Raw genomic sequence first — 15,268 nt, forward strand, 5'->3', positions numbered from 1 at the left:
GGGATTTGGATGAAAGGATGGCAATTCAATAAACAAGAGGGGGAATTGTTCCCGGACGAAATCGTGCTTTCTGCGTTTTGTACAGTCGAACCGAAACGAATGGATTCGACACTCCCGTTCTATTATGATGAGTCGATTTTTCGTTTCACGAATAAGCATGGGGAGACGTTCTACTTTAAAATATCACCAAGCTATCACGAGTTTGAAATCAATATTAAAGGTGTGGACGGGGAGCTCGTATATTATCAACTGCTCCGTACCGTCAGCAAGGTCGAGATTTTAGAAGACCGGCGAGACCACGCAGAGTTATTGATCGTCCTAGCTGAAGATCGAAAGCGGACCGTGACGTCAATCGAATTGACCGTCCGACCGCGTTTTCGTGTGCTCGTGAAAGAGCATGAGATATAAGAAGTGCGTAAGGCTCGAGAGCGGATGCGAATCCGCTTTTTTAATTGGCGAAAAAAAGACAGCCACGACGTGACTGTCCTTCAGCGGTTATTTCGTCAAAAAGATTTGAACATGGATGGTCGACCCTTGGGCATCGGTCGCTTTGCCAATCCCGAGGTGCGTATAATTCGCATTCAAGATATTCGCGCGATGACCGCTGCTGTTCATCCACGCATCGACCGCCCGGACTGGGTCGCTCGATCCTTTATAGATGTTCTCCCCCCAGCCCCGATACGAGACACTGTAAGCGTCTAACGTGTCCCCTGGTGTACCGTTCTCCTTGAGCGTGTGCGAGAATTGACCCGTACGCGCCATCTCATCGGCACGGACTTGGGCGACACGATTCGCCTCACTCGAAGCGGCGAGAAGAGAGAGACCGGCAGCCTTCCGTTCTTTGTTTGTCTCGGTCAACACGTTGACGGGCGACGTGAAACTGACATGATGGGCGAGGATGTACCCAGTGTATGAACCGTAGCGCACCTTGTACCATCGTGATGTACCGGTATAGCGATATGACACGGTCTCAAGTTCTGTACCCTGCCGGACGAACTTGACGTTCGAAGAGGTCGTGAGCGGACGTGATTTTAAATAAACGCTCGACGGTTTGACGTACGTCGGTTTCGTGAACTTCACCTCGGCAGTGGACAAGCGGACATACTTGGCGGGCAGATAAGCGTAGCCGCTGCCCCATTGAATCTTATACCAGCGCACACCGTCCAATTGGAACGATGTCCGGACACGCATCGAACCGTCTCGTGGGATGAGTGCAAGTCGTTTCGCGCTCAAAGAAGGCGACTGCCGGACATTGAGTTGACTAATGTTGGTCACGTAACCGGTCGTGTTGATCGACGTCTCATAATATGCTTGGACGCGGTTGATAGAGAAGGGCGACCCGATCACACTGAGTGTCAGAATGATGGTGAGCAGTAGAGAGATATGCTTCTTCAATGGAATCGACTCCTTTTGTGGGACTCCCTATATTCTATATCGTTTGGGTGATTTTTGGTTTTACCATTTCATTACAAAAAGGATGGACTCTTCGTGAGCCCATCCTTGCTTCATTTATACAGTAAATACTCTTTCCGAATTGGGAGAAACGCGTCCCGCTCGTCCTCGATTTTCGTCAGGATGTCTTCAAGCGGAGCTCCTTCGAGAATCATATCTTTCACGTAGGCGTTTCCTGTCAATTTCGTGATGAAGTCATTCGCTAAAAACTCGAAGTCGTCCGGATACATGCTGTGAGCCATTTGAATCATCGCAATCCCAGTTCTTGTCGATTCGAATCGAGCTGGATCAGTGACATAGACCTCAACCCCGTGCGTCAGTTTGCCCGCGTGTTTTGAGAACGTCGGCGTGAACGAGGCAGCCCGGAAAGCGACACCTGGCAAGTCGAGCCCGTTCAGCTCATTCGCATATTCATGCGCTTTTATATACGGCGCGCCGATCAGCTGAAACGGTTTCGTCGTCCCGCGCCCCTCGGATAAGTTCGTTCCTTCAAACAATCCGGTCGCAGGGTAAACATTGACCGTGTCGGTCGTCGGCATGTTCGGGGACGGCATGACGAACGGGAGTCCCGTGTCCTCATACATCATCGAACGCTTCCAACCTTTCATTTTTACGACTTCAAGGTCGGCTTGAATCTGATACTCGGTGTTGAACAGTCGCGCGAGTTCACCGACGGTCATCCCATGCTTTAGTGGAATCGGATAGAGACCGATGAAACTGGAGTGATCCGGGTCGAGCACCGGACCGTCAACGCGAAGCCCGCCTTGCGGGTTCGGACGGTCGAGGACGACAAACGGAATCCCGTTCTCGGCAGCGGCTTCCATCGCATACGCCATCGTATAGATATACGTATAGTAGCGTGTCCCGACGTCTTGGATGTCAAAGACGAGCACGTCGACATCTTGTAGCATCTCAGGAGTCGGTTTCTTCGTGGCACCATATAGGCTATATACAGGCAACCCCGTCACGTCATCGATGTAGGAACTGACCGTCGATCCGGCTTGGGCATCTCCCCGAACGCCATGCTCTGGTCCGTACAATGCCGTCAACTCGAAGTCATCGGACTGGTCAAATAGGTCGACGATGCTCGTTCTCTCCGCGTTGATCCCGGTCGGATTCGTGATTAGTCCGACCCGTTTTCCTTTCAAAATTTCCGGGTTTTCCATCAATCGGTCGACCCCGAGTTCGACCTTTGGTTTTTTCGGTTCAGACTTCGCATCGGCATCCAACCAGACGATGGAAGTCGTGAGAATCGTCAACGCAGCCATACCACCCATCCACTTTTTCATCAGAAACTCCTCCTTCGATTCATGTAAGCGCTTCGATTTCTTAACAGGAGTGTACCATTCAGAAATTTAATTTCAATATTTAATAATAAAAATAGGAATTTATATTTCTTAATTTCGTACTTTTCTCCTAATCGGACATAAAAAACGTGTCCTTCGATGAAAGACACGTTCCTATTTACTCATCTGACCGCGAGCGCTTTCCATCCCGTCGCGCTCATGACGGCGCTCACTTTTGACTTAGGGATGACCAAGCGACCGCGATATGGGTCGTTGATATACAAGTTTGACTTGTCATAGCCGGTTGCCAACATGACATGATAGTTAACGTAGCCGGTGAACTTCTTGTTCGAAGCGGTATACCAGTTGAAGTAGCCGTATGGTTTGTTGAAGTCGACACTCGCCCAGACGATGACCGGGTTGCCCATCGACAGTTCGCGTTCGATCGAGCCGAGCCCTTGATTGGACAAGTCTTTCACCGGACGATACTTACTGGCGAATTCAATCATGCCTTTTGGATAAATCCCATAGTTCTTATATTTTCCGAGCGTCCCTTTCGGATCTCCTGTGAACATGACGTTCGGGTCGACCCAGCGATAGAGACGGTTCTCATAGCGAGCGTTCCACATACTCTTTGGCATCTCGTTATATAAGGTCGAGGCGCTGACGGCACGCCCTTTTTCTTCAAGTGCCATTTTGAGGGAGAAGAACTCGCAGCCTGACGGATACCCCATCGGGAACTGACGATAGAGCGGGACGCTCATCTTATAGACGGACAGTGCCTGAGAATAAGCACCACGCGCATCGAACGAGGCGTTTCCGACACGACGGTTTTGATACATCTTTCCGTATGTATCAAAGTAATACCACTTGCCGTCGATGGCTTGCCAATCCGTCTTTTTCGTCAAGGCCGGAGCATAATATTCGTACTGGGTCGTATATTTCCATCCTTTTTCCGGCACACCGGTTGAATGGAAGTGATACGTCTTTCCATCTAATCGGAATTTCCCTTGCAGGCGGTATCCGTAAGTCGGGTGGAATCCGACCTTCTTCCCATCGACCGTTTGAAATCCGTACTCACGACGTCCATATGGGTCGAATGAATAGACGCGTGCATTCAATGTGTGGACACCTTCTAGTCGGTAGCCATAGGTCGGATGGAAGCCGTACATAACACCATTTATCTGTTGAAGGCCATACTTACGATCGCCGTATTTTCCGAACAGGTAGTGACGATTGTTAATCCGATGCAACCCTTCGAGGCGATACCCATAGTAGGGATGAAATCCATACACTTTTTCACCGATTCGGGTGAGACCTTGTCGACGTACCCCGTCAGTCCCGAAATAATAGCGTCGTGTGCCGATCGTCTGCCATCCGGTCGCCATCTTTCCTTGCTCCATCAAATAATATTTCTTGCCGTCAATCGTGTACATGCCTGTACGAATGGTGCCGTCTGGGAAGAAATAATGTTTGGCGTCACCAAACTGTTGCCATCCCGAGAGTCGGACCCCGTCCTCATTGAAGTAATATCGTTTGCCTTCGATTGTCTGGAAGCCGGTGACGGCTTGACCGGTTTCGTCGTAATAATAGACGAGACCATCGCGTTCTTGCCATCCGGTGAGTAGCTTCCCGTTCTCGTCAAATGTGTATGTCGTGCCGTTGACTGCATGGGGACCCGTGATGAGTCGACCGTCTGTCTCAAAATAATATGTAGCACCTTCGATTTCCTGCCAACCTGTGAGGAGGGTACCATCTTCATTCAGATAGTACGTATGACCCTCGATTACTTGCCACCCTGTCAACACCGTCCCGTCACTCGATGTATAGACGATGCCATCCTCCGTCTGTTGGAATGAACCCTCAGCGGACGCGAACTGTGGACTCGTCCACACTGCACCGATTAACAGACCGATGCCGACCCTTCTTTTCCATGTCATTCATGTGACCTCCTCTGTATGCATACAGAAGAGATACCCATATTTATCCAAGATGAAGCTGTGGCAAATGAATCATTTGTAAGGTCAGACGTTTACGCCGTATGACTCATGAACCGAAGTCGTTTCGACGCCATATACAGGGATAGGATGACGACAACGGTTCCGGTCACAATCGGCCACACGAGATTCACTTCTGTCAAGAACACCTGACTCGATAGTGGACCGAGCATCCATGGCATCCAATCGAGGTCGACCCAGCCGATGAGGAGCGACATGACGAAATGAAGACCGAGCGTCAAGACGACTGCGACAACACCGCTCTCGATCATCGCAGCGAGGAGAATGAAGATGGAGAGCTGAACGACGAAATGAAAGACAAGAAGTGCTGTAGATATGAGAAATGCGGTTACATCAAACGCCTCGAAAAGAATAACCGTATAGTAAGCGGCCGCTAATTGGGCGAGTACGAGACCACCGACCGTCAATAGGACGTAATGTGCCCATTTACTGATAACGATGCGAGACGTCGGGATTTGTAACGACTTGAGCCAAGCGAGCGTTCCGTTCGTCCGCTCATGACTGAACGTATGCATCGCCGACAACAAGACGACGAGAAGACCGATTTGGCGAAGCTGTTCACTGACTGAAATCAACACTTCTTCTGGTGTCGGTGTCGGGAGATCAATCACGGCGCCGTCCGGTAAATTGCCACCGGAAGCGAGGATATCTGGTAGAAAATAGAGCGTGAGCGGTTGCATCGAGGCAAGGAGCATGAGCACGATTGGGATCCAAATGAGTCGTTTGTTCGACCATGACTCTCGCCATTCCTGTTTAAAGATTGCGATACGCATCAGGCGTTCACCTCCAAGAATAAAGATTCGAGTGACGGGTGCCCGACGTGTAGTGATTGGATGATGAGATTCCGTTCCAGGATGCGCCGCAAAATCGCCCGTTCGGCGAGATTCCGGTCCGTTGACTCAAACGTCCACGTCGAACCACGTTTGGTTGTTCGGGTCACGCCTTCTAACTGCGTCCAGTCTGCATCGGTCGTCCCATCGTCAAAGAGACGTAGTTCAATGGTCGACTTCGAACCGAGCAGGTCGGTCACGGTTCCTTCCATGAGCAATTTGCCTTGTCGAAGCAGGAGCACCCAGTCACTTGCCTCTTCGGCATCCGGCAGGACGTGCGTCGAGTACAGGATCATTCGCTCTCGTTTCAAGTCACTTAATAGATCGAGTACTTCTCGTCGACCGCGTGGGTCGAGTGCCGAGACCGGTTCATCGAGCAGTAAGAGTTCCGGGTCATGGACGAGCGCTTGGGCAATCCCGAGACGCTGTCGCATCCCTCCCGATAAGTTCGCTGCCGGCCGGTCGACCGGTTCGAGCCCGACTCGTTTCAATAGTTGAATCGGCTCGACGTGTTTGGTCCCCGTCAATTCAGCGGCATACCGAATCGTCTCGACGGGAGTCAACGATGGATAGAGGGCAGGGCGCTGAGGCAAATAGCCGATCCGAATACGTTCATGTCCGGTCATATCGCCACTTGTCGGTTCGGTGACGCGGGCGAGCAAGTTCAAAAGCGTCGTCTTCCCGGCACCGTTTTCTCCAAGGAGGGACGTGCAACCCGGTCGTAATTCGAAACTGACATCATCGAGCGCCGTGAAGGCGCCGAATCGCTTCGTTACATGTGTGATTTTCATCGCGGAGTCCGTCCCCATAAGAAGTATACGATTGGGCCGAGTATGTTGATGAAGACGATGACGAGAAGCCATACCCATTTCGGGCCATTCGTCATGTCGCGTTTGAACAAGTCAATCAAGGCGACGACGAGAAGGATGAGTTGCAAAATCAAAACAGGTAGTAAGATGAGAAAAAGTGTATTCGGGTCATTTGCGATGTCCATCGCGAGAACCTCCTTTTGAATTAGCTGTCTTTAAAACATTCTACATGAACGGTATGTCCCCTGTATGTGACACAAAAAATCCCCATCTCACGACGGAGATGGGGACGATGCATCATTTCACGATAATGACAGGAGCGAGAGCTCGTTTGGCCAGTTTATGACTCACGCTACCGAGCACGAACTCTTGGAACGTGTTCAATCCACGTGATCCGACGACGACGTATTCGTATGGTTCATGGTTCGCATATTTGACGAGCTCGACGTCCGGCTCCCCACGAAGTTCGATGTATTCGTAGGCAATGCCTTCTGCTTCCGTCAAATCGAACAGTGGCTTGAGCATCTGCTGTCGCTTCGTCTCCAAGTCGATTTTCCCTGTCGAATTGAGGGCCGCTTCTTTCGATTCCTTCGCACTGATGACGTGCACGATATCAATCGATGCATTCGACGCCTTTGCGAGCTGAATCGCTTTTTCTAGCGCACGTTTCGAGTGGGCAGAACCATCTGCCGCTAAAAATACCTTTCCCATGAAAAACTCCTCCTCTTTCGCACGTTCTACTTTTAGTATAGGTGATTTGGCGAAACGGGGAAATGATGAATCAGTGTCCTGCGTTCGCGTCTTGTTGCTTCAAGTGAAGGGCGAGAGTGTTGAGCAGTTTTTCCGAGTCTTTGTTCAAGTTGAGCAGTTCCGGTTCGATTCCGACTTCCCGATATTTGAAGATGACCTTATCGATTGCCCCGATGGCAGAGTCGTCCCAAAGATGCGTGTTCGCAAAGTCGATGGTGACTGTTTGGATACCGGCTTCAGCATCCTCTGTCACATCGAACTGATTGACGAATTCAGATGTCGAGGCGAAGAAGAGCTGACCGTTCACCATGTAATGAGCCTTGTCGGCATCGATCTTTCGCTCGAGATCGATTTTTGAGATTTTAGCAGCGAAGAGAATTGCTGCTGTCAAAATCCCGGCGAGTACACCGAGTGACAAATCATGTGTGACGACGGTGATGAGTACGGTGACGAGCATGACGACCGTATCCGATTTTTGGGCGGTACGCATCGCTTTGAGCGAACCCCAGTCAAACGTCGCATAGGAGACGAAGAACATGACCCCGACGAGCGCGCCGACCGGAATCAGCATGAGCACGTCGCTGATTGTCATGATCATGACGAAGAGCGCGAGACCGGCTGTAAGTGTCGACAGACGTCCACGAGCACCCGATGAGACATTGATGACCGATTGCCCAATCATCGCACATCCTGGCATCCCACCGAAGAACCCAGCAATGATGTTCGAAATCCCTTGTCCGCGCGATTCACGGTTTTTGTTTGAGTCCGTTCCTGTCATATCGTCAACGATTTGTGCCGTCAAGAGCGACTCGATCAATCCGACGAATGCGAGGGAAATCGAGTAAGGAAGAATGATCAACAACGTTTCAAACGTCAACGGGACGTTCGGGAATAAAAATTCCGGGAGTGTTGCTGAGATTGTTCCCATGTCTCCGATATTTTTCGTATCGAGACCGAGTGTGATGGCTAAAATCGTCATGACGACGATGGCGACAAGTGGTGCAGGGATGGCTTTTGTGACTCGCGGAAATAAGAAGATAATGGCGAGTGACGCGGCGACGATTGCCCAGATGATCCAGCTTTCCCCTTCAAAGTTGGATAGTTGCGCTTGAAAAATCAGAATGGCAAGCGCATTGACAAAGCCAACCATGACGGCGCGTGGAATGAACTTCATTAAGCGGGCGATGCCGAGATAACCGAGTACGATTTGAATGACACCCGTTAGAATCCCAGCGGCCAGCAAATATTGAAGACCATGGTCGGCGACGAGTGAGACGATGACGAGCGCCATCGCACCGGTCGCAGCCGAAATCATCGCAGGGCGACCGCCTGCGATTGAAATCACCATGGCGATGATGAACGAAGCATAGAGCCCGACCATCGGGTTGACGCCAGCGATGAGTGAGAACGCGATCGCCTCAGGGATGAGGGCGAGAGCGACAACAATCCCCGCAAGGACGTCTGCTCGGACGTTACCGAGCCAGTCTTGTTTGATTGTATTCATTTTTTCCAAGAAGAACACACCTCTCTTTATATTTTGACTTTGATCTTCGAGTCTCACGAAGATCAAATGCCACATTAATATGAAAGGAAATGTTCCAACGTTACGTGTTTTCACAACGTGTTTCATCATAACGGATTTTTTTTGAAATGACAATTGAATGAAGTTGAAAAGTATGGTAATTTCATAACGGATACGTTATATAACAATTAGGTTATACAGGAAGGGGAAGTGGAAATGTACACTGCAGAAGAATTAAGCAAAGTACTCAAGGTGCTCGGTGATCCGACTCGATTGACCATGCTGAAACAGATGGAAGCGGGAGAACAGTGTGCGTGTAGTTTCGTCGACTGTTTTGACATCTCACAGCCGGCAATCAGCCGTCATTTGAAGATGTTGCGTCAGGCTGGACTGTTATTAGAGCGCCGAGACAAACAATGGATCCACTATCGATTGAATGAGACGAGCGCTTTTTATGGGATTGTCGTCGATTTGCTCGACAAGATTGAGACAATCGATGTGAGTTGCGACTGTGACACCGAATGTGCAATTTAAGGAGGAGTCAACGATGAAACTTGAAGTGTTTGAACCGGCAATGTGCTGTCCAACAGGATTATGTGGTCCATCCATCGATCCAGAACTGACGCGAGTGGCGACAATTCACTACGTGTTAAAACAGCGAGGCTTCGATGTTGCTCGTTATAATCTGGCATCGGAACCGAATCGATTCGTTGAAAATGTCAAGGTGCAAGCTGAAATTGCAAACGGGCTCGAGATGCTCCCGCTCACAGTAGTTGATGGAAAAATCGTAAAACGGGGTGCCTATTTAACAGATGAAGAAATTGCGGAGTTGACGGGACTACCGGTTGACGCATTTGCCAAGAAAGATGGAGAAAAGCCGAAAGTTCGCATCTCACTGAAGAAATAAGGAGATATGCTCATGAAGACATTTGATTTTCATACGATTGAACCGACCCGTTATGTGTTCTTGACCGGGAAAGGTGGCGTCGGGAAGACATCGACAGCGTCAAGCCTCGCCCTGACGCTCGCCGACCGTGGCAAGCGTGTCTTACTCGTTTCGACCGACCCGGCCAGTAATTTACAAGACGTGTTTGAGATGGAACTCGATGAGACGCCGCGCCTCGTTCCGGAAACAAAGCTTGCCATCTCCAACTTCGATCCCGAAGAAGCGGCAAAACAATATATGGAACGCATGGTCGGACCTTATCGAGGTGTATTACCGGACGTGGCCATTCACTCGATGGAAGAGCAATTATCCGGTGCCTGTACGGTTGAGATTGCGGCATTCGACCAATTTACGGACTTGTTGACGTCCGTGTCAGCCCGTGAGGCGTACGATCACGTCATCTTTGACACGGCACCGACTGGTCATACGTTGCGCCTACTCACCTTGCCGAGTGCATGGGATGAATTTTTGGAGACGAACACGACAGGTGCGTCTTGCCTTGGTCCGCTTGCCGGTTTAGCTGACAAACAATTGCAGTACAAAAAGGCAGTTGAGACGCTCACTGATGGTAAAGAGACGACACTGCTTCTCGTTGCCCGTCCCGAAACATCCACACTCATCGAAGCGGAGCGTGCCGCGACCGAACTTCGCGCCATCGGCATCGAGCGAATGCAGCTCATCATCAACGGTCTTGTCCAACAGGATGAAGGGGCAGACCGATACACGAAGCGGCTCATCGAGCGTCAGCAACAAGCACTCCGTGAACTTCCTGAAGGCATAACTGACCTCGAGGCATTCAAACTTCCATATGCTTACGAAAATCTGATTGGTGTCTCTGCACTTCGGCGCTTTGTAAACGGAGAGACGGTCGCTGTCGCAGATGCATGTTATGATTCGAGTCGTTACGGATCACTTGATCGACTCGTTGATGAGATTGAGGCGGACGGTCCAAGTGTCATCATGACGATGGGGAAAGGTGGCGTCGGGAAGACGACACTCGCTTCGCTGATTGCGGTCGCGCTTCATGAAAGAGGGCACTCTGTTCATTTGACGACGACGGATCCGGCCGCTCATGTCGCTTTCACGATTGGGACAAACATTGCAGATACGTTCACGGTCGATGCCATTGACCCGAAAGTTGAAATTGAGAGGTATCGACAGGAGGTGTTCAAGGAAGCAGGGGACCTGAATGAAGAGCAACGTATGATGCTCGAGGAGGACCTGCGTTCGCCGTGCACCGAAGAAATCGCCGTTTTCCGTGCCTTTGCGAACCAGGTGGCGAAAGCGAAAGACCGTTTCGTCGTCATCGATACGGCACCGACCGGACACACGCTTCTTCTGTTAGATGCGACCGAGAGTTATCATCGCGAACTCGAACGCTCGACTGGCGTTGTCCCGGAAGCAGTCCGAGATTTGTTGCCGAAATTACGTGATCCGAAACAAACGCACGTCATCATCACGACCTTGCCTGAAGCGACGCCGGTATATGAAGCTGAACGACTCGTAGCAGATTTGAATCGGGCTAAGATTCTACCGTTCGCTTGGGTCGTTAATCAATCGTTCACGCCACTCGATGTCACGAGCAAACTATTGACCGCGAAAGTCGCGAATGAAGTCCTATGGCTCGAACGTGTGAACAGCTATCGGCGTCCGACGATACTCGCCTGGCAAGAACATTTGCCAGTCGGATATTCCGCGTTATCCCAACTATTGAAGGAGGAAGTGAAATGAACATCACGAATGAAGCCATCGATTACTTAAAAACAGCGCTAGAGGAGGAGCAGACAAAATCGGTCCGCATCATCACGGAGGCCGGTTGCTGTGGACCGACACTAGGTTTGGCCGTAGCGACACCGGAAGCGACCGATGAGGTGAAGCACTTCGACGACCTTACGTTTGCCGTGGCGAACGAAGCTACAGCGTTGTCCGCGAACGTCACGCTCGACGTTGAATCAACAGAAGAGGGAATGACACTCGTGTTGCACGGTTTGCAGCCGAGTTGCTAAAAAATAAATAGAGATTATTGGAGGATTACATTGTGCAGTGGATTGCTAGTTTAATTTTTCTTGTGACGCTTTTCCTCATCATCAAGCAACCGAAAGGCCTCGGAATCGGTTACTCGGCGATGGGGATGGCCGTCATCGCCCTCATTTCGGGCGTCGTCAATCTTGACGACGTCGGCACGGTGTGGGGCATCATTTGGAACGCGACGTTCACCTTTATCGCAATCATCATCATTTCGCTCATTTTAGACGAGATTGGATTTTTTGAATGGGCTGCCTTACATATGGCGCGAATCGCCAAAGGTGGAGGGGTGAAGCTCTTCGTCTATATCACACTACTCGGTGCCCTCGTCGCAGCCTTGTTTGCAAATGACGGGGCGGCGCTGATCTTGACACCGATTGTCTTGGCGATGGTCCGGGCTCTCAAACTACCGGACATGGTCGTCTTGGCATACGTCATGGCATCCGGATTCATCGCCGATACGGCGAGTCTTCCGTTCATCGTCTCGAACCTCGTCAACATTGTCTCAGCCGACTTCTTTGGCATCGGGTTCGCCGAGTACGCCGCGCGGATGGTGTTCGTGAACGTGTTCGCGGTCGCGGGGAGTCTGCTCGTGTTGTACCTTTATTTCAAAAAAGATATCCCGAAACAGTATGACGCCTCACAGTTGGCTGAACCTTCGTCCGTTATTAAAGACCATACGATGTTCCGCTTATCCTGGATTGTACTCGGTTTACTGGTCATCGGATACTTCACGAGTGATTTAGTCGAGATCCCCGTTTCGCTCGTCGCGGGTGTCATCGCCTTGTTCTTCCTCGTGATGGCTAACCGCTCGTCAGCGGTCCAGACGATGCAAGTCATCAAAGGTGCACCGTGGGCCATCGTCTTCTTCTCGCTCGGGATGTATATTGTCGTCTACGGTTTACAAAATGCCGGACTCACTCAAGTATTGGCGAACTTTATCGATTGGTTCGCGGTTAACAGCTTCAGTGCCACGTTCGGGATGGGCTTTTTGGCCGCCATCTTGTCATCGGTCATGAACAATATGCCGACCGTCATGATTGATGCGCTCGCCATCGACTTGACGCATACGACCGGACAGATTCGGGAAGCGTTAATCTATGCGAACGTCATTGGTTCCGATCTCGGTCCAAAGATTACCCCGATTGGGTCGCTAGCGACGCTTCTATGGCTCCACGTCCTTCGTACGAAAGGCCTCAAAATCGGATGGGGACAGTACTTTAAAGTCGGGATCATCTTGACGATTCCGACATTGGCTATCACGTTGCTCGGCCTATACATCAGCTTATTACTTTATTGAGGAGTGGATTATATATGAAACTAGTCATCATCGGTTCAGTCGCTGCAGGGACATCGGTTGCGGCGAAAGCGCGTCGGAATAACGAAGACGCACAAATCACGATTTACGATCGAGATTACGATATCTCGTACTCTGGTTGTGGGATTCCTTACTACGTTGGGGGAGAAGTCGAGTCACGTGACGATTTGACACCGCGCGATGCGGCCTTCTTCAAGAAGCGCTACAACATCGACGTGATGACGCGTCATAGTGTGACTTCAGTCGACAAAGACACGAAGACGGTGACGGTTGAAAACTTAGAGACGGGTGACACGTTCACGGACTCATATGATGTCCTCGTCCTTGCGACGGGTGCGTCGAGCATCATCCCACCGATTCCAGGGGTGAAGTCGGACAACGTCTTCCCGATTCGAAACATCCAACATGCGGAGGCGACACGCTCCTTCGTCGATTCGACAGACCCGAAACATGCGACAATCATCGGAGCCGGCTTCATCGGTCTAGAGATGGCGGAACAGTTGAAGCTTCGTGGTGTGGACGTGACCATCATCGAACGTGTACCGCAAGTGATGCCACCACTCGACAAGGATATGGCGTGTCGCGTTGAGGAACACCTCGAGAAGAACGGAATCGAGCTCATGCTCGGAGAGACCGTGACAGAACTTGTCGGTGACGGACACGTCGAACGGGTCGTCACGGAGAGTGGGAAGACGATTGAGACCGACCTCGTCATCTTGTCTGTCGGAGTCCGTCCGAACGTCGAACTTGCTATGCAGATGGGGGTTACACTAGGTGAGACAGGAGCGATTGCCGTCAATGAGCGGATGGAGACGAACCTCCCTGATGTCTATGCGGCAGGAGACGTCGCGGAGAGTTTCTCGATCGTGACTGGGAAACCGATTTGGCGTCCACTCGGTTCGACAGCGAACAAGATGGGGCGGACCGCCGGGGACGTCATCACGGGCGGTCACCTCGAACATCGGGGTATCCTCGGAACGGGCATCTTCAAAGTGTTCGGGCTTGCCGTCGCGCAAACGGGTCTCGCCGAAAAAGAAGCACGTGAACTCGGGTACGATATCGAGGTGCTTCATAACACGAAACCGGATAAGCCTGCTTATATGGGTGGAAAAGATATGACGATTAAAGCGGTCGCCGATCGTGCGACGCGTCAACTGCTCGGTGTCCAAATCGTTGGATTTGAAGGAGTCGACAAACGAATCGACGTCTTCGTCACGGCCATCACCCTTAAGGCGAAAGTGGACGACTTGTTCCATCTCGACCTCGCCTACGCACCACCGTTCTCGACGACGAAAGACCCGGTCATGTATACGGGGATGGTGCTTTCGAACAGTATCGACAAGGCGGCTCGACTCATCACGCCGGCCGAACTTCAGGCACGAATCGATGCCGGGGAAGACATGCAAATCATCGATACGCGGAAAGCAGCACAGTTCGAGAAGGCGTGTGTCGATTGTGCGGTCAACGTCCCACTCGGTAACCTTCGGGAAGCGGCGAAAGACATGGACAAGGACAAACCGACCGTTGTTTACTGTAACGGAGGCGTGACGGGCAACGCGGCACAGAACGTGCTCCGTAACCTCGGATTCACCGATGTGTACAACTTGTCAGGTGGAAATAAGAATTATCAGTTGTTCAAAAAATACGGGAACTAAGCAAGACGACGTCCGCAACTGCCGGACGTCGTCTTTTGATATGCTGTACGTGAGGTGAAGTCGATGGATTATAAGATGTTACATGAGAAGTTTGAGCGACGGAAGCAGTGGCTCATTTTTGACAAAGAAGAAGTCGTCCGTTGTGTCATGGTACGCTACAAGGCAAGGATTATCCCGAAGACGGACATCATGGACTTAGTGAACGACGATCAACTGTCGTATGAACATATCTTTTGTTGCTTAACGATTGATGACCCAAGAATGCTTGATAAAGTCTTCACGGCGAAAGAGAGAAAAGACCATCAGTGGGAGATTGATGACAATGCGAGGCGTGGGATGGTATATAAGCACAAAGATGAGGCACATCGACTTTACAACCAGTTGATTATCGATGAACAGGAAGGTCGCCGACTCGACATCGTCTTCGAGAGCAAGGATGGAAAGTATGTGACCGGTTTTTTGACAAGAGACATGTCAGAGCAAGTCGCCTCTTATATTTTTGCACATGTCGGAGGCGCCAAGTTCACAGGTTTAGTCCCACGTTCACTCTTACCAGCGGACTTAACAGATGAAGAAATCAAGATGAGCTATCGGTGGTACTTGGAGTCGCTCGATGAATGGAATAAACTTTGAAAAACCTCTCACAAATGTGAGAGG

16 protein-coding genes are annotated in these 15,268 nt (G+C 50.8%); 8 read left to right on the forward strand and 8 right to left on the reverse strand.

Annotated features, from left to right (window positions below; genetic code table 11):
* Positions 1-9 precede the first annotated feature (9 nt).
* Entirely contained in the window at positions 10-408 is a 399-nt protein-coding gene (locus tag IRJ25_RS02560; protein WP_269317726.1) for a hypothetical protein, read from the forward strand.
* Between the two features lie 87 nt (positions 409-495).
* On the opposite strand, the gene IRJ25_RS02565 is transcribed toward IRJ25_RS02560, so the two are convergent.
* From IRJ25_RS02565 to IRJ25_RS02600, 8 genes are all read right to left on the reverse strand, one after another.
* The gene (locus tag IRJ25_RS02565; RefSeq protein WP_264092825.1) at positions 496-1,395 is read right to left on the reverse strand and encodes a CAP domain-containing protein; all 900 of its coding nucleotides are present in this window, start codon (positions 1,393-1,395) and stop codon (positions 496-498) included.
* Positions 1,396-1,505: 110 nt separating this feature from the next.
* The gene (locus IRJ25_RS02570) at positions 1,506-2,729 is read right to left on the reverse strand and encodes an exo-beta-N-acetylmuramidase NamZ family protein (protein WP_269318234.1); all 1,224 of its coding nucleotides are present in this window, start codon (positions 2,727-2,729) and stop codon (positions 1,506-1,508) included.
* A 191-nt stretch (positions 2,730-2,920) separates the two neighbouring features.
* Complete coding sequence (locus IRJ25_RS02575; RefSeq protein ID WP_269317727.1) at positions 2,921-4,678, reverse strand: C39 family peptidase; 1,758 nt, start codon at positions 4,676-4,678, stop codon at positions 2,921-2,923.
* Positions 4,679-4,770: 92 nt separating this feature from the next.
* The gene (locus IRJ25_RS02580; RefSeq protein ID WP_269317728.1) at positions 4,771-5,529 is read right to left on the reverse strand and encodes an ABC transporter permease; all 759 of its coding nucleotides are present in this window, start codon (positions 5,527-5,529) and stop codon (positions 4,771-4,773) included.
* Positions 5,529-6,377: an ABC transporter ATP-binding protein gene (locus IRJ25_RS02585; RefSeq protein WP_074036066.1), complete on the reverse strand. Its 849-nt coding sequence runs from the start codon at positions 6,375-6,377 to the stop codon at positions 5,529-5,531. The genes IRJ25_RS02580 and IRJ25_RS02585 overlap by 1 nt, the downstream gene beginning before the upstream one ends.
* Positions 6,374-6,580: a PLD nuclease N-terminal domain-containing protein gene (locus IRJ25_RS02590; protein WP_012727079.1), complete on the reverse strand. Its 207-nt coding sequence runs from the start codon at positions 6,578-6,580 to the stop codon at positions 6,374-6,376. Before IRJ25_RS02590 ends, IRJ25_RS02585 begins: the two co-directional genes overlap by 4 nt.
* A gap of 112 nt (positions 6,581-6,692) precedes the next feature.
* Positions 6,693-7,106, reverse strand: a complete 414-nt coding sequence (locus tag IRJ25_RS02595) for a universal stress protein (protein ID WP_269317729.1) — start codon at positions 7,104-7,106, stop codon at positions 6,693-6,695.
* Positions 7,107-7,176: 70 nt separating this feature from the next.
* Positions 7,177-8,649 (reverse strand): SulP family inorganic anion transporter, encoded by a 1,473-nt coding sequence (locus tag IRJ25_RS02600; RefSeq protein ID WP_214782121.1) that lies wholly within the window; start codon positions 8,647-8,649, stop codon positions 7,177-7,179.
* Between the two features lie 234 nt (positions 8,650-8,883).
* Here IRJ25_RS02600 and IRJ25_RS02605 point away from each other — a divergent pair, with 234 nt between their 5' ends.
* From IRJ25_RS02605 to IRJ25_RS02635, 7 genes are all read left to right on the forward strand, one after another.
* Positions 8,884-9,201: an ArsR/SmtB family transcription factor gene (locus IRJ25_RS02605; RefSeq protein ID WP_269317730.1), complete on the forward strand. Its 318-nt coding sequence runs from the start codon at positions 8,884-8,886 to the stop codon at positions 9,199-9,201.
* A gap of 13 nt (positions 9,202-9,214) precedes the next feature.
* Positions 9,215-9,574 (forward strand): arsenite efflux transporter metallochaperone ArsD, encoded by a 360-nt coding sequence (gene arsD / locus IRJ25_RS02610; RefSeq protein WP_214690570.1) that lies wholly within the window; start codon positions 9,215-9,217, stop codon positions 9,572-9,574.
* Positions 9,575-9,586: 12 nt separating this feature from the next.
* Positions 9,587-11,344 (forward strand): arsenical pump-driving ATPase, encoded by a 1,758-nt coding sequence (gene arsA / locus IRJ25_RS02615; protein ID WP_269317732.1) that lies wholly within the window; start codon positions 9,587-9,589, stop codon positions 11,342-11,344.
* Entirely contained in the window at positions 11,341-11,619 is a 279-nt protein-coding gene (locus IRJ25_RS02620) for a Fe-S cluster assembly protein HesB (protein WP_074036072.1), read from the forward strand. Before arsA ends, IRJ25_RS02620 begins: the two co-directional genes overlap by 4 nt.
* 32 nt (positions 11,620-11,651) lie before the next feature.
* Positions 11,652-12,938: an arsenic transporter gene (locus IRJ25_RS02625; RefSeq protein WP_269317733.1), complete on the forward strand. Its 1,287-nt coding sequence runs from the start codon at positions 11,652-11,654 to the stop codon at positions 12,936-12,938.
* A 14-nt stretch (positions 12,939-12,952) separates the two neighbouring features.
* Positions 12,953-14,611: an FAD-dependent oxidoreductase gene (locus tag IRJ25_RS02630; protein WP_269317734.1), complete on the forward strand. Its 1,659-nt coding sequence runs from the start codon at positions 12,953-12,955 to the stop codon at positions 14,609-14,611.
* 63 nt (positions 14,612-14,674) lie between these two features.
* Positions 14,675-15,244, forward strand: coding sequence for a hypothetical protein (locus IRJ25_RS02635; protein ID WP_269317735.1), 570 nt, complete (start codon positions 14,675-14,677; stop codon positions 15,242-15,244).
* Positions 15,245-15,268: the final 24 nt, after the last annotated feature.

This window comes from Exiguobacterium sp. KJ 601 (assembly GCF_027161185.1).
GTDB lineage: Bacteria > Bacillota > Bacilli > Exiguobacteriales > Exiguobacteriaceae > Exiguobacterium > Exiguobacterium profundum.

What these genes read in the sequence shown, in the direction of transcription:
- IRJ25_RS02575 (WP_269317727.1), bottom strand. Translation starts at nt 4,678, where the DNA reads ATGACATGGAAAAGAAGGGTCGGCATCGGTCTGTTAATCGGTGCAGTG.
- IRJ25_RS02605 (WP_269317730.1), top strand. Translation starts at nt 8,884, where the DNA reads ATGTACACTGCAGAAGAATTAAGCAAAGTACTCAAGGTGCTCGGTGAT.
- IRJ25_RS02635 (WP_269317735.1), top strand. Translation starts at nt 14,675, where the DNA reads ATGGATTATAAGATGTTACATGAGAAGTTTGAGCGACGGAAGCAGTGG.
- IRJ25_RS02600 (WP_214782121.1), bottom strand. Translation starts at nt 8,649, where the DNA reads ATGAATACAATCAAACAAGACTGGCTCGGTAACGTCCGAGCAGACGTC.
- IRJ25_RS02580 (WP_269317728.1), bottom strand. Translation starts at nt 5,529, where the DNA reads ATGCGTATCGCAATCTTTAAACAGGAATGGCGAGAGTCATGGTCGAAC.
- IRJ25_RS02585 (WP_074036066.1), bottom strand. Translation starts at nt 6,377, where the DNA reads ATGAAAATCACACATGTAACGAAGCGATTCGGCGCCTTCACGGCGCTC.
- IRJ25_RS02620 (WP_074036072.1), top strand. Translation starts at nt 11,341, where the DNA reads ATGAACATCACGAATGAAGCCATCGATTACTTAAAAACAGCGCTAGAG.
- IRJ25_RS02595 (WP_269317729.1), bottom strand. Translation starts at nt 7,106, where the DNA reads ATGGGAAAGGTATTTTTAGCGGCAGATGGTTCTGCCCACTCGAAACGT.
- IRJ25_RS02630 (WP_269317734.1), top strand. Translation starts at nt 12,953, where the DNA reads ATGAAACTAGTCATCATCGGTTCAGTCGCTGCAGGGACATCGGTTGCG.
- IRJ25_RS02570 (WP_269318234.1), bottom strand. Translation starts at nt 2,729, where the DNA reads ATGGGTGGTATGGCTGCGTTGACGATTCTCACGACTTCCATCGTCTGG.
- arsD (WP_214690570.1), top strand. Translation starts at nt 9,215, where the DNA reads ATGAAACTTGAAGTGTTTGAACCGGCAATGTGCTGTCCAACAGGATTA.
- arsA (WP_269317732.1), top strand. Translation starts at nt 9,587, where the DNA reads ATGAAGACATTTGATTTTCATACGATTGAACCGACCCGTTATGTGTTC.
- IRJ25_RS02590 (WP_012727079.1), bottom strand. Translation starts at nt 6,580, where the DNA reads ATGGACATCGCAAATGACCCGAATACACTTTTTCTCATCTTACTACCT.
- IRJ25_RS02560 (WP_269317726.1), top strand. Translation starts at nt 10, where the DNA reads ATGAAAGGATGGCAATTCAATAAACAAGAGGGGGAATTGTTCCCGGAC.